This window comes from Aeromonas sp. 603404 (assembly GCF_049171775.1).
Classification (GTDB): domain Bacteria; phylum Pseudomonadota; class Gammaproteobacteria; order Enterobacterales; family Aeromonadaceae; genus Aeromonas; species Aeromonas veronii_A.
Map to the genome: position 1 here is coordinate 475,652 of NZ_JAAKPE010000001.1, position 14,246 is coordinate 489,897.

Here is a 14,246-nt window from a genome sequence, read left to right on the forward strand (position 1 = left end):
GTAGTCCTGCCCTGCTGTCACCCTGAGATCTTGCTGCCCTACCGCCTGCCGTCCTGAGATCTGCCCGTTACCTTGCCATTGTGTCCCACCCTTCAGCCTGTCCTGGTGCCCTTGTCCTGCCTGCCTTCCGCCTATCTCAATAGGGTATACATCAACGATACATAGTTTATGTGCCCCAATAAGTGATAAAGAAATCATTGACCCTACTTCAATGAGACAACTATAGTGAGCCCACTTGATTGAGACATGACCTAATGAATGATCGACACTGACATTACGACTGAGAGAGACAAGGAGAAAAGATGTTTGTGAGGGCATACCTGCGGGCCAGTACACAAGAACTAGATGCACAACGGGCACGTCAGACACTTGCAGACTTTGCCCAAGAGCGAGGCTATACAGTAGCGGCGTGGTATGCGGAGAACGTATCTGGCGCACACTTGGATCGTCCCGAGTTGACCCGCCTGCTGGCTGACGCTCAACCTGGAGATGTCTTGCTGCTGGAGCAAGTGGATCGCCTGAGCCGTCTAGTTGAATCCGAATGGCAACAACTCAAGCGAGCCGTTGAAGATGCTGGGGTGCGTATAGTCGCTTTGGATCTACCCACCTCTTGGGGAGCTATGGACAAGGGACAGGCTGGAGCCGCAGACATGACTCAGAGGATCCTTGGGGCTGTGAACCTGATGATGCTTGAACTGCTTGCTGCCTTTGCTCGGAAAGACTATGAGGATCGCAGAAGGCGACAAGCTGAAGGCATCGCCAAGGCTAAGGAGGCTGGCAAGTACAGGGGAAGCAAAGCCGATGTTGCCAAGCACAAAATCATGGTTGATCTCAGGCGCAATGGCGTATCAGTGGGGGACATTGTGGAGATGACTGGTATGTCACGAGCTACCGTCATGCGAGTGCTGAAAAAGGCGCGAGAGGGCGGGGAACTATCCGAGTAACCTATAGACATCAAGAGGAATCGGGTTCCTCTCGCTCGTCTTCCTTATTCAATCTTCCACCATGAGTTGACCACTACACGCACCAAACGATCTCTGAGCAATCGCATAACTGGCCTATGGGGTAGCTTAGGTGCTGGCCATGGATAATCACAGAGGATCATTGAGATGGCTTCCTGTCGATGCCTCTATCCACTGGCAGTCTATCACCTCCGATGCTTGGCTGATTTGAATAAACCCTGACCATAGGAGAGAACAAATCTATCGACCCTCTTTCTTACCGCCCCTGTTTTTGGACAGCCTGCCACCTTGTCCTCGTGATCCTTCCTTTGTAAAATTGCCTTCCAATAAACCCTGACCAATGGAGAACAGCCCATGAGATAAACCAACCAGACCAGAGAAAACTGAATGACCGAACTGACTAATTCCATCGCTACCCCTAAGCGTGGCCGTCCAGCATTTACCCATGATAATCGCTTTGTCCGCCAATGGCTTTACCGCTATAGCACTTCTCTCCCGTTGGAAGATGGGTTGCTGCTACCTTTTAAAGTCCCGTCTATCTACGAGTTGCCAAGCTGGTGTAATGATGTGATTGTCGGAGCTGCAAGGTTGAACAATTCCGAGAAATACACAGGAAAACCATTAAATACAACACTCATCATCAAGCTACTCATGGCTTTCCCCACGCTGACCAATGCCAATGTGAAGGCGTTCCTCGAGTCTCGAATGGCAGACACTGTCAGCAAGCAATACGTGAGTCAGCTAGCCAATGCTGCTATTAGTGCGAGTAAATCAATCGACTACTACCTCGCCAAGCTAGAACTTGGGGAACAAATCGGGAGGGGGTCAACTGGAAATAGTCTGACATTATTTAGTAATCCGTCAGATCACTCTTCGGTCTGGTCGGAGTGTCAGGCAGCATAGGCTTGAGTTGAGGAGAGCCTGACATTATCTACAGGGATAGTCTGAACCCGTCGTTCTTGGTCTGGGATGATTATCAAAAAAGTATTTTCTACCAGACCTTCTATCAGATCTGACATCATTTTCTCATTGGGAATTAATGACAGTTCTGGCTAGTGATGATTACGAATAAAGACTATCCCAATAATCTTATCTATAAGATACCTATCAGCACCCTCAAACTCGGTGATCTCCATACTTTGGGGATCTCCCCATTCCTGCTGGAATAGAGGGAGGTCTAATGAAGACCAGATCTGTACAAGCTGGGGAAATGCCAAGTTGGTCTGAGCTGGAACGAGTTTTTATGGCTATTTATTGAACAGTATTTGTTTGGAATGCAGGTGTCTCTAAGAATGGTAAGTTATTCACAGTAACTACTGACATCAGCAACACTAGATTCATAATCAGAATGTGCACTTTGCGCATTACTCATCTCATACGAACAGTCATCTTCAAGATCCAGATTTGTTGCGCATGAATGTAATGAGCTCGCTGCTGTTGCAAGAACGTCAGCCGCACTCTCAGCCTCTTGTCTTGCTTGAATGCACTCTTCTGAATCTTCAGATGCGGCAGCAATAGGCAGTCCAAACACGACAAGAAGGGAAAATAAGCTAGCACTTAAAATACGCATAAAAGTCTCCGATTCACTATGGAGCTTATTATGCTGAATGCTCTCTCATCGTTACTTGATCCTCTTCACAACATCCCTTAGATACCAGAGCCAAAGGCCAACTACTGGATTTCCAGTGAGCTTCTATTACCCGCTTTTCTTTACCTGCGGAGCTATTTTACGTTGGTTTACTCCGTCTGTTCTTCATTGGCTTGAAGCATTAGGGGAGGGCAGTTATCATGGACTCCTCAATTGCCCCTATAGCTACTCCACTTCATGTGGATTACCTTGGTCGGGTTAGTTGTTAAGTTTTGACTTTAGAAATCTTGTTGATGGCAACCACGTCATCCCTAAGTGCCTGATTTATTTGGGCTCGCATTGATAACCCGTCGACCTGGTCAGGACCGGAAGGTAGCAGCCAAGGCGGGGGACTCGAGTGCCGGGATGTGGCTGGTAGGGCCACCACTTGTTTCTGCAATTCAATAAGTTAGCTTCCTAACGCCCTTGGTCATCCACTTTGTGTGGACGACGAGGAGCTCATCGATGAATCTCTGGCTCAGTCCCCACGGCATCTGGTATTACCGGAAAGTCACCACGCTCCCCTGTGGTCGTCGTAAAGAGATCAACAAATCCCTGCATACCCGAGACAAGCTGACGGCCCGTGCAGCTGTTGCGAAGCGGCTTGCCTGCGTGGGTTCCAGACCCAAGCCCATTCAGTTGCCTGCAGAGGTCAATGTTGCCCCACATGAGCAATCAGTAGCCCGGCATCCAAGGTTTTATTGTTTGGTGACACGCATGGCTGCGTTGTATTTGAGCCGACCATGGGAAATATGTCTGTTTATCTCGCTTAGCAGCGTCTCTTTATTGATGGGCTTGGTGATATACCCGTTCATGCCATGGGAGAGATAGTATTGCTTGGATTCCGGCATCGCATCCGCCGTCAGGGCGATGATGGGGATATCTGCCCAAGGCATCTGGGAGGTGCGGATCCGGGTGGTGGCCACTAGGCCATCCATCACTGGCATCTGGACATCCATCAACACCAGATCAAATTTGGTGTGACCCAGTTTCTCCAGCGCCTCTTCTCCCTGAACGGCCAGTGTGACCTGATGGCCCACGGAGTCGAGCATGGCGCCGATCACCTTGCGGTTGGTGGCATTGTCATCAACCAGCAAGATGCGATAGCTCTCCTGATCCAGCGGCTTGGACGGCAGGCAAACAATCGAGGGGGTCGTGGCTCTGGCGGGCCAGATATAGGTAAAAGTACTGCCATGTCCCTCGCTGCTCTCTACCGAGATATCGCCGCCCATCAGGCGTGCGAGGTTACGGGATATTTCAAGTCCCAGGCCCGATCCGCCATATTGGCGGGTGATCGAGACATCCGCCTGGGCGAAACGTTGAAACAGGTTCTTTAGCTGACTTTTGCTCATGCCGATCCCGGTGTCCTGGATCGAGATGCGTATCGAGTGGCGATCCTGCTCCAACAGGGTGCTATCAACATGGATCTTTACTTCCCCCTGATGGGTGAACTTGATGGCATTGCTCACCAGGTTGAAGAGGATCTGGCGCACCCTCAGCGGGTCGATCATCAACCACTCCGGTGTATCGGGGGCAACAGCCAGGGTCAGCTTGATCCCTTTTGCATCGCAGTTGCTCTGCATCAGGGCCCGGATATCCTCCAGCAGCTGGGGCAAGTGATGGGGGGCCAGTTGCAGCTCGATCTTGCCCTCTTCCAGCTTGGATACATCCAGAATGTCGTTGAGCAGACCGAGCAGATGGTTTGCCGATTCGCGCGCTGTCTCCAGATAGTCTCGCTCCCTCGGGTCCATATCCCGGTCGGCCAGCAGTGAGAGCATGCCGAGAATGCCATTCATGGGTGTGCGAATTTCATGGCTCATGTTGGCCAAAAAGCTGCTTTTGGCCCTGGTGCCTGCCTCTGCCGCCTGATTTGCCCGCAGCAGTTTGTCATTGAGCTGCTGCATCAGTTTGTGTTGCAGAAACGAGATATTCATTTGTCGCCAGATCAGCAGGGCGAGCACAAAGAGCAGCGCAAATTGCAGGGTCGCAATGAGTGTCGTCGTGATGATCTGCTCCCTCACGCTGTCGCGGCGTGCCACATCAAACAGGGTCGCCTGCTGGTTCACCTCCAGAGTCAGCTGATGGAGCAGGGGAAGCAGGGAGGCAAGCTGTTGGCGCAGCTCCTGATGGGCAAGATTGTCCAGCGGCTTGGTGGCTTCCGGGCCGAGCCAGATATCCGCCAGAGAGATGTAGGAGCGAATGGCTTTGCTTGCCTGCTGGTAGATCTCGGTTTGCTGAAGCAGGCTGCGATCCTTGCTCTCCAGCACCAGATCCATGCGACTGACCAGAATATCGTATCTGAGCTGGAAGGTCGGTTGCGGCTCATGGAGCAGCGAGCTTTGAAAACGCAGCGCTTCGTTATAGAGCTGGAAATAGTTCCACATCACGTTGTCTTCGCCCTGGCTGGTACTGCGCTGCAGATCCTGAAATTGCCGGTACTGGATGGTGCCAATACCGGCAAAGGCAAGGAGCAGCACGCAGAGCACCACAAACAAGAAACGTTGACTGGCCGCCATGGAACGCATGATGGGATTTACTCCACTTTTATCGCGCTGATCTGCCAGATAGCCCGACCGTAATAGAGCTTGTTTTGCAGTTCGGGATATTGATCGAACGGATAGACAAGGAACAGCGGCCCTTTGTCACGCACCGACAGTGGCTTGCCATTGATCGTGCGGGCGAGGATGACCCGATACTGCTCGGCATCGCTTGTCGGCACCTGTACCGAGTAGTCATTGAGCGCGGTAATGGTGAGCTGTTTGCCGGTTGCCCCGACCTTGGCCAATACATCTTGCAGCAGCGGGCCGCGAAAGGTTTTGGCTTCGTCATACCAGGGGGTATGGGTTTTGATTTCGTGTACCGGCAGTTGATCCAGCATGGCGCTGTCCCACAGGGCAAGAGCCTGATGAGTGGGGCTGCTGATGGCGCCTTCAACCTTCAACACGGCGCTGTCAGGGGAGGGGGCTGCGTATGCGGTGCCGCAAAGGGCTGCCAACAGTGGTGCGATGTAAAGGCCTGCTTTCATGATCTCTCCTTCCTGGAATATGGCGGCATGGAGGCCGAGCCAACGGTGGCTTGTGAGCTGTGTGCAAAGGTAAGCAATAATCGGGCCCAGTCTAATGGGCTTGAATTATCAGCCATTTAGCCTGTTATCGGGCGATCTCGACCCAGGTGAATTGCAGTTTGCAACGTGCGGGGGAGGTCAATTGCAATTTGGCAATCAAAACGAGGAGTGGGTGTCGGCGAATAAGGCGCAAAGAGTATCATTTGGATAACAAGAGCCGTGGCACTGCCCGGCATAACATTTGCAACGTGCTGAATGCCGTGACAGCAAATAGTCTGAGAATCGACAAGGAGCTAGCGATGGAAAGCATGACTTACACCCTTAATGATATCCAGGTAGTGGTACTGGAAAACGAGTTTGACGCGATGGCCGTCAGTGAGCTCCGCCCGTTGTTTGAAACCCTCTCGACCCACCCGGGAGATATCCTAGCCGATATCAGCGATGTTCATTTTATCGACTCGTCGGGGATCGGAGCCTTGGTATTTCTCTATAAAAGATTGATTATGAACGGGCATCAGATGGCCCTTGTCTGTGGACCCGGTCAACCTCATGACCTGCTGGAGATGCTGCATATCGACCGGGTGATCCCCTGCCATGAGAGCATCAAGGCCTATATGCGTTCCCGTGGCATGATGGCCGCTGCATCATGAAACGGGTTGGTATCCTGCTCTCGTCCATTCTGCTGTCGGGTTGTGCGCAGTGGCCGCCGGAGGGATATGGTGGCATGGCCGAGGCAAGACCCACCCGTATTCCGGTCAATGAGGATGAACGGCGGGTCTGGTCTCGTTATGATGAGCGTCAGAAGGAACTCGACTTGCAGCTGACGGAATTAAAGCAAGCGAGTCTGCAGGGGTGTATGCCTGCCGAGTTGAAACGACTACAATCTCAACGTATTGATATCGAACGGGATATGCACGGACGGCTCTGGTCGGATGTAGCCTGGCGTCAGACCGTGTTGGCACAATCACTACAACAAGTACGTTTGCGGCTGCAACAGACAACAGCGGATGGCTGTCGTGCTGATTGGTCAGGGCTCCCCTTACGCCAATGGGGGCAGACGTAACAGACGAAAAGGATGTCTATGAAACGGGGCGCTCTCGAAGGATTGATCTGTGTTCTCTTGCTGTTGTTCACCTGCCCGTTACTGGCCTCCACCTTGTTGGCTCCCGGTGATCGGTTGGCCATAGTGCAACCCGGTGAGCCTGCTTTTGATCAGCCTTTCCAGATCAACAAGCAGGGGGAAATTGCACTGCCTGAAGTTGGAAACGTAGTGGTGGGGGGGAAGACCCTGCAACAGGCGGATGAGCTGATCCGCACCGCCCTCAAACCTGTTTACAACAACCTCTCTCAATTGACCGTCACCTTGCTGGAGAAGCGGCTGCTGATCAGCGTGATGGGCTATGTCAAGAAACCCGGCAGTTATGATCTGGCGCCTGATGGCAACGTGCAGATGGCACTCGATGCCGCTGGCGGTCTGGTGCCCGGTGCCCAGCTCAACAATATGCAGGTGCGGCGCGGCAGCACGGTATCGAGCTTCGACTACAAGCGTTATCTCGATACCGGCGATGCCAGCGTGTTGCCGCCATTGCAATCCCTTGATGTGGTGTTCGTACCTGCTTCTCCGCTGATCGGCAACGTGCAGATCGATTTTGATGCGGCGACCCTGGCGGCAGGCGGGGATGGCGATACCGGCAAGGCGATCAAGGTGTTTGGCGAGGTCAACAGCCCCGGCGCCTTCAGCTTCAAGAGTGGCAACTCCATCGTGGATCTGCTGATGCGAGCTGGTGGGGTGACCCGTTTTGCCGGAGTGGAGCGGATCCGGGTGATCAATGGTGATGCCCCCGAGCTGTTCGATCTCAAAGCCTATCTCGACTCCGGCAACAACAAGCTGCTGCCCAATCTGGCGCCGGGCGCCACCATCTTCGTGCCCAAGGATGAAGAGCAGATAAAACGGGGGGCACGCACCATCTACATCATGGGCGAGGTGTTCAAACCCGGCGCCTATGAGGGGCGGGAAGGGGACTCCTTCCTCGATATTCTGGCCAATGCCGGTGGCCCGACCCGCTATGCCGAGAGTCGCCAGATCCGTTTGCTGCGCACCGATGGCACGATCGAACCCATCGACTTGCAGGCCTATACCGAAGGGATGCAAAAGGCGCTTCCCCAAGTCAAACCCGGTGATGCCATTTTTGTGCCGGAAAAAACCGATATCAACGAGAAGTCCTGGTTGAAGGTGGCACCCGGGCGGGCGGTGATGGTGATGGGGGCGGTGCGGATCCCGGGCCGCTATGAATGGTCTGACGAGATGTCGTTGCTGGATCTGATCGCCCACGCCGGTGGCCCCAACGAGCGAGCCGATATCGCCAAGGTGCAGATCCTGACCGCCGAAGGGGGGCAGGCCACGCCAACCCTGTTTGATCTCGACAAGTTCCTCCATCAGGGGGGGGCGCTCGCCAGCCTGCCGAAGATCCGGGCCGGATTCACCATCATGATCCCCGAGCTGCCCACCGATCCCAGTGACAACAAGTCCCAGTGGGTGCGCCAGTCACCGGATAGCTCCATCTATATCTTCGGTCAGGTCGGGGCCCCCGGTCGCTATGCGTTCAATGAGCAGATGGGCTTTATCGACATCCTGTCGGCCGCCGATGGTCCGACTGCGGCGGCGGATCTGCGCAATGTGCGCATCGCCCATCGCAGTGGCAGCACTGCGCGGGTCAGCAAGCTCGACCTTGCTCTCTACTTTGAAACCGGCGATGAAACCTTGCTGCCCAAGGTGCTGCCCGGCGACTCCATCTACCTGCCGGAGAAGAATCGCCCCTGGCTCGATGAGCCGAAGGAGAACACCATTCGGGTGTTGGGAGCGATAGCCCGCCCCGGTCGCTACCGTTTTGACTCCTCCATGACCCTGCTGGATCTGCTGGCCGAGGCGGGGGGCCCGACCAGCAGCGCCTATATCAAGAAGATTGTGGTGATCAACATGGCCACCAGTGGTCAGGGGGATCAGGCCCGCAGCTTCGATCTCGACGGCTTTGCCAAAGAGCCCGACTTTAGCCAGTTACCGGTGCTGCGCGCAGGGGACACCGTCTTTATCCCTGATAGCAAAAGCAGCAACTGGGCCATCTTCATGGATGGTATGCGCGACATTTTGACCACGATCTCGGTGGTGGCCCTGGTCGGAACGCTTTGATATGAGCATCCCCATTCAATATCTGGAGCTCGAATCCCTCTATGCGGCGACGGTCGCCCGGGGGATCCGCTCGCTGGCGGTCACCTCGTCGGAAGGGGGAGAGGGGGTGAGCTCCATCTGCGATGCGCTGGCAAGGCGCTCGGAAGCGGATGGGCTGCGCACCCTGCTGGTGGATCTCAATCTCTATCACCCCGGCCGCGCCCCGGCGGTTGCCTGGGGGCCCAATGATGTGCCCGAGCCTGTGGCCAATGGCCGCTCCTTGTCGCTGCTCCCGGCGCCGGGTAAGGATCTGATGGCCTTTCGCAACAAGGATACCTTGCGCCAATTGCTGGTTCGCTGGCTGGAACATTACGATGTGGTGATCTTCGATACCTCGCCGCTCACTGCCCTCAATCGGGGTAACATTCCGGCCGATCAGGTGTGTGGGGCCTGTGAAGGGGCACTGCTGGTGGTGCTGGCGGGGGTGACCCCGACGACCGTGGTACAAAGTGCGGTGGATAAACTGACCCGTGCCGAGGCCAATCTGGTTGGCGCTGTCTATAACGACAAACTCAACCCGGGGCTGGCCAGCGAGATCCTGCGCGAACTCAACCGGCTGCCCAGTAACCGGGTGACCGAATGGCTCAAGCGCTGGTGTCGGCGCAGTGCCTTGCTCAATTTCCGGATCTGATCGCCCGCTGATGGAGGCCCGATATGGATGACTGGTTGCGATCTGCTCCGGCAACCCTGCAGGCGGTACGCGAACTGCGCAACCGGCTGGCGCAGGGACTCTCCCTGTTTCAGGTTTCCCCAAAGGATCAAGCCAACTGGCTGCTTTGTTTCAGTGAGCTAGCCACCAATAGCGTCAAGCACACAGCGCCTCCTGCGACCCGGCTCTGGCTCACGCTGAAAGAGGATGAAACGGGCTTGAGTTTGATACTGGAGGATGATGGCGGCCCACAACCCGGTCTTGCCAGTGCCCCCTTGCCCGATGAGCTGCAGGAGGGGGGATACGGGCTGGCGCTGGTGCACCAGCTGTTTGCCGAGGTGCACTTCTGTCGCGACGGTGAGCGCAATCGCGTGACCCTTCGCCAGCAGGGCCCGGTCAACCAGCTGCCGGTGCTCGCGGTGATCGACGATGACAAGGTGATGCGTGCCCTGCTCACCGCCTATCTCCATGAGCACTACCGGGTTGAAAGTTATGCCGACTCCCATGCCGCCCTGCTGGCGCTCGGAAAGCAGCCCCCCGCGCTGGTGCTCTCCGATATCGAGATGGAGGGGATCGATGGCTTTGGGCTGCGCCAGCAGTTGATGAAGGATCCCAAGATGAAAGGGGTGCCCTTTATCTTCCTGACCGGTCATCAGGATCAGTGGACCCAGAGTCGGGCAGGGGCGCTGGGGATCGATGACTTTCTGGTCAAACCCATCACCAAGCAGGACCTGTTGCTGGCGGTTTCGCGGGTGCTGCAACGCTCGCAGCAGCTCAAATCACAATGGGGCGAGCAGCTGGATCAGCGCATGACCTCGGCGCTGCGCCCGTTATTGCCCGCCACCTCCATAGGGGGATACCAGCTGGCGTTGCAAACACGCGCGGCCACCGTGGGGGGCGGGGACTTTCTGCTGGTCAAGGATCGGGTGTTGTGGCTCGGGGATGTGATGGGCCACGATGCTGAAGCCAAGTTCTTTGCCCATGCCTATGCCGGTTATCTGCGTGGCTTGCTGACGGCGCACGATCTGGAGCGCGCCCCCGCCCGTTTGCTGACCATCTTGTCCAATGCGGTTCACAGTGATCCGCTCCTTGGGGCTACCCTGCTCACCACCCTCTGCATTGAGCTCGGCAACGAGGGGCGGGTGCAGTGGGCCAGCGCGGGCCACCCGGCGCCCTGGCTGGTCGGGCCCGGTACCATCCGTCAGGTCGGCGTGACCGGCCCCTTGCCCGGTTTGCGCCCGGATCCCCACTTCGTGACCAATGAGCGTCAGCTCAAGCCCGGCGAGATCCTGCTGTTCTGTACCGATGGCCTGCTCGATAGCCGTGACGCAGAAGAGCGCCAGCGCTGGGAGTCGCAGCTAAAAGAGATCTGCCTGACTTCGGGGCCCGGTCTTGAGCAACTGGCTCATCGCATTGCCCGCTGGTTTGATGAGCGCATCAATGATGCTGCCCTCGATGACATGACCCTCCTGCTGGTCGCCTGTCCCGGCGCCTGATCCTGCCCCTCTTTGCCTGACTGGCCCGCTCTATGCAGCGCCTCATTTCAGGTGGCATGGAGCCACGGGAGGAGGGCCTTATGTTACCCATGCAGCAGATCTGGCTGGCCATCGATGCGCGTCAGGTCGGTGGAATAGAAGTTCACATTATCCACTTGGCCAACGATCTGCTGGCCAGAGGATTTCGCCCCACCATAGTGCTGGTGAGCAACCACGGCATGACCCCCTTTACGACCCTGCTCAAACAACAGGGCTTGCCCTACGAGGTGTGCCACAACAGCCGCGACTTTATGCGCCGTCTGGCCCGCCAGCCGGCTTCTGTGCTGATCCACACCCACGGCTACAAGGCCGGGGTGCTGGGGCGGCTGACAGCCTGGTTTACCGGTAAATCGGTGGTCTCGACCTTTCACAGCGGGGATGACGGGGACGGATTGCTGAAGTTTTACAGCTGGCTGGATCGCACTACAGCGCGTTTTGCGAAGTGTATTGCAGTAAGCGAGCCCATCGCTCGCAAATTGCCTGTGCCAAGCACGGTGATCAGCAACTTTGTCCCCATGCCTGCGACGCCGGCTACGGTAACTGGCAACCGGATTGCCTTTGTCGGCCGCCTCTCGCCGGAAAAGGGGCCGGAGGCGTTCTGCCAGCTGGCTGCCTTCTGCCCGGACGGGGCGTTTCATCTCTACGGGGATGGCCCCATGAAAAGCGCCTTGTTGCAGCAGTATGGTGATCGCGTCCAGCTTCATGGTTTTCAGAACATGGCCAATGAGTGGCACAACATCGACCTGCTCTGCATCACCTCCCGCTTTGAAGGGTTGCCGCTGGTGGCCCTGGAGGCGATGGCTCACGGCATACCGGTTTGTACCTTTGCGGTGGGGGGGCTGGTCAATCTGATCGACCATAAATCCAATGGCTGGCTGGTGGAGCCCGGCCATGTGCGGGATATGGCGGAGCTGGTCAACTACTGGCTGCGCAGCGATGGTGTGGTGCGCAGCAAAATGAGTCAGGCGGCGCGCAACACCATCGCCCGAGGGTACAGCGTCAACAACAGGGTGACCGATATTCTGGCTGTCTACGGCGTCTGAATCACAAAGCGAAACCCGCCAAAACGAGTGGCTGCTGGCCACTCGTTTTTTATGTGCCGGTGTTATGGGAAGCAGAGGGCGGATTGCTTCTGTGATCACGCAACGCTTGGGTTCCTGCGGTTGGTTAATCTGGCATCAGGCCTTTGGATGGATGGGGCCAGATGATGGCGATCAGATCGCTGACTTCTCTGTGATCACCATTGATTTGCCACAAGGATGCGCCATAAAAAAAGGCCATTGCAGTGGCAATGGCCTGATGGGGTTGAGATGTGGCTGAGATTGGCGGGATTAGCGCCCCTTCTTGCCGACCATGATGGCGATCGTCTTGCCGATGATATGCACATCCTGCACCAGCCAGCGCCAGGGGTGGAGCAGGGCGACCGAGTAGGCCAGATCGAACGCCAACTTGCTGCGCACATCATCGAGCGACTCGTCGTAACCCTGGTTGACCTGTGCCAGACCGGTAATGCCGGGGGCCACTTCATAGGTGCGTTCGATAAAGTACGGCACCGCATCTTCCAGCCGGTTGGCGATCCCGGGTCGCTCCGGGCGGGGGCCGATCAGCGACATCTCCCCTTTGAGCACATTGATAAACTGCGGCAGCTCATCGAGCCGGGTTTTGCGCAGGAAGTCGCCGCTGCGGGTGATCCGGCTGTCCCCCTTGCCACACCAGACCGGCCCGGTGGCCGCCTCGGCGTCGGCGCGCATGGTGCGAAACTTGATCATGAAAAAGAGCTCAGTATGGGTGGCATGGCTGCGCCCGATCCGCAGCTGACGAAAGAACACAGGCCCCGGGCTATCGAGCCGGATGGCCAGCATGATCAGCGGCCACAGTGGCAGCGTCAGCAGCAGGCCAAGAGTGGCACCGAGCAGATCCATGCTGCGTTTGACCACCAGGGTCAATCTTGGAATGGGGTGTGTCATACGGCTTTCTCCTGTGACATGAAACGTATGGGGGCGCGCAGGCAGTAGCGCAGGGTGCCCATGCCGTTGTACCAGTGTCCGAGTACCAGATAGTGGATCTTGCGAAACAGATTGGGCCAGGGGTGCACAGGGGTCAGCTGGATCAGGATGACCAGCAGATACCCCAGCAGTTGCAGCCCCAGCAGCAGCTGAAACAGCAGGGATTGGGTGGCAAGCGGGATGGCGCAGAGCCACAGCAGGGTCAGGCAGAGCGGCATCAACACCCGCAGCCCCTTGCCACTGGCAAAGTTGAAGGCAACCCAGCCGAACTTGGGGTGTAGCAGGGGCAGCAACCGCAGCAGCTGCTGGGTGTTGCCAGCCCCGATCCGCTTGCGCCGTGTCGCCTCCAGCGCGGCATCCGAAATTTCCAGTTCCAGTGCGGCGCAGCGATTGTCATAGACCGCCCGATACCCCTTGGCGATGGCCTGCATCGGCAGGATGAAATCGTCGTTGATGGTATCGGCAGCCAGCGGGGTGAGGCACTCCCGGCGCATCATGTAAAAGGCCCCGTGGGCCCCCAGCATGCCGCCAAGGGCCGACTCGCAGAGCTTGATCTGGCTTTGATAGTGCCAGTAACTCTCCTCGCCCTGAGAGCCCGGTTGCCAGAAGCGGTACGCTTCCCCGACCACCCCTACCTTGGGATCGGCAAAATGGGCGACCGCCAGCAGCAGGCTGTCGATGGGCAGCAGGGCCGAGACATCGGTGAGGGCTACCAGATCGCTGTGCACCCGGGTCATGGCCTCGTTGAGCACGGCGACCTTGCCGCGATTGCGGGGGTGATCAAACAGCCTGATCTGCAACTGCTGCAGGGCGGGATCACCGAGCTGGCTCAGCGCAATGGGGTAGCTGTTGTCGCTGCAACCATCGAAATGCACATGCACCCACAGCTTGTCGGCGGGGTAATCGAGGCTGGCGAGGTTTTGCAGCTTGGCCGCGATGGTCGCCGCCTCGTTGTAGACCGGCATCAGCAAAGTGATGGTCGGCAGCGCCTCATCGGCGGCCTCTGTTTTGAACCCTCGATCCAGAGGGCGCGGTGGATTGGCTACCTTGCGCGCCTGCCGACCACCGAATTTGAGCAGCAGGGGATAGCCGACATGGTGGTAGACCACCAGTACAGTGCACAGCCAGAACACGATCATGATCCATTCCATGGGATGCTCCTCTGGTCATCGGGTCG

General features: G+C 56.8%; 13 protein-coding genes and 1 other RNA gene. 9 read left to right on the top strand and 5 right to left on the bottom strand.

The genetic code is table 11. From position 1 onward, the window contains the following. Positions 1–302 precede the first annotated feature (302 nt). Together G5306_RS02100 and G5306_RS02105 are read left to right on the top strand one after the other, a co-directional pair. Entirely contained in the window at positions 303–944 is a 642-nt protein-coding gene (locus G5306_RS02100; protein ID WP_421312239.1) for a recombinase family protein, read from the top strand. 405 nt (positions 945–1,349) lie between these two features. Beyond that, positions 1,350–1,865 (top strand): hypothetical protein, encoded by a 516-nt coding sequence (locus tag G5306_RS02105; RefSeq protein ID WP_421312241.1) that lies wholly within the window; start codon positions 1,350–1,352, stop codon positions 1,863–1,865. Between the two features lie 397 nt (positions 1,866–2,262). On the opposite strand, the gene G5306_RS02110 is transcribed toward G5306_RS02105, so the two are convergent. Then, positions 2,263–2,532 carry a hypothetical protein gene (locus tag G5306_RS02110; RefSeq protein ID WP_421312242.1) on the bottom strand — a complete coding sequence of 90 codons (270 nt, stop codon included), beginning with the start codon at positions 2,530–2,532 and terminating at the stop codon, positions 2,263–2,265. A gap of 344 nt (positions 2,533–2,876) precedes the next feature. Here G5306_RS02110 and ffs point away from each other — a divergent pair. Continuing rightward, an RNA gene (ffs, locus tag G5306_RS02115) (signal recognition particle sRNA small type) lies at positions 2,877–2,970 on the top strand. Between the two features lie 317 nt (positions 2,971–3,287). On the opposite strand, the gene G5306_RS02120 is transcribed toward ffs, so the two are convergent. Together G5306_RS02120 and G5306_RS02125 are read right to left on the bottom strand one after the other, a co-directional pair. Next, on the bottom strand, positions 3,288–5,114 hold the full coding sequence (locus tag G5306_RS02120) for an ATP-binding protein (RefSeq protein WP_421312243.1): 1,827 nt from the start codon (positions 5,112–5,114) through the stop codon (positions 3,288–3,290). 8 nt (positions 5,115–5,122) lie between these two features. Next, complete coding sequence (locus tag G5306_RS02125; RefSeq protein WP_005351410.1) at positions 5,123–5,614, bottom strand: molybdopterin-dependent oxidoreductase; 492 nt, start codon at positions 5,612–5,614, stop codon at positions 5,123–5,125. A 338-nt stretch (positions 5,615–5,952) separates the two neighbouring features. Here G5306_RS02125 and G5306_RS02130 point away from each other — a divergent pair, with 338 nt between their 5' ends. From G5306_RS02130 to G5306_RS02155, 6 genes are all read left to right on the top strand, one after another. Next, positions 5,953–6,303: an STAS domain-containing protein gene (locus G5306_RS02130; protein WP_005333409.1), complete on the top strand. Its 351-nt coding sequence runs from the start codon at positions 5,953–5,955 to the stop codon at positions 6,301–6,303. After that, positions 6,300–6,716: a hypothetical protein gene (locus G5306_RS02135; protein ID WP_139442702.1), complete on the top strand. Its 417-nt coding sequence runs from the start codon at positions 6,300–6,302 to the stop codon at positions 6,714–6,716. The genes G5306_RS02130 and G5306_RS02135 overlap by 4 nt, the downstream gene beginning before the upstream one ends. An 18-nt stretch (positions 6,717–6,734) precedes the next feature. Next, on the top strand, positions 6,735–8,840 hold the full coding sequence (locus G5306_RS02140) for an SLBB domain-containing protein (RefSeq protein ID WP_005360128.1): 2,106 nt from the start codon (positions 6,735–6,737) through the stop codon (positions 8,838–8,840). Position 8,841: 1 nt separating this feature from the next. Continuing rightward, complete coding sequence (locus G5306_RS02145; protein ID WP_421264757.1) at positions 8,842–9,510, top strand: capsular biosynthesis protein; 669 nt, start codon at positions 8,842–8,844, stop codon at positions 9,508–9,510. Positions 9,511–9,533: 23 nt separating this feature from the next. Beyond that, complete coding sequence (locus tag G5306_RS02150) at positions 9,534–11,024, top strand: SpoIIE family protein phosphatase (RefSeq protein WP_421312245.1); 1,491 nt, start codon at positions 9,534–9,536, stop codon at positions 11,022–11,024. 80 nt (positions 11,025–11,104) lie between these two features. Beyond that, complete coding sequence (locus tag G5306_RS02155; protein WP_421312247.1) at positions 11,105–12,106, top strand: glycosyltransferase family 4 protein; 1,002 nt, start codon at positions 11,105–11,107, stop codon at positions 12,104–12,106. A gap of 288 nt (positions 12,107–12,394) precedes the next feature. Here G5306_RS02155 and G5306_RS02160 read toward each other — a convergent pair whose 3' ends face one another. Next, a complete protein-coding gene (locus tag G5306_RS02160) occupies positions 12,395–13,030 on the bottom strand; it encodes a sugar transferase (protein ID WP_005333398.1) in 636 nt (211 codons plus the stop codon). Next, positions 13,027–14,220, bottom strand: a complete 1,194-nt coding sequence (locus G5306_RS02165) for a glycosyltransferase family 2 protein (RefSeq protein ID WP_421312248.1) — start codon at positions 14,218–14,220, stop codon at positions 13,027–13,029. Before G5306_RS02165 ends, G5306_RS02160 begins: the two co-directional genes overlap by 4 nt. Between the last annotated feature and the right edge of the window lie 26 nt (positions 14,221–14,246).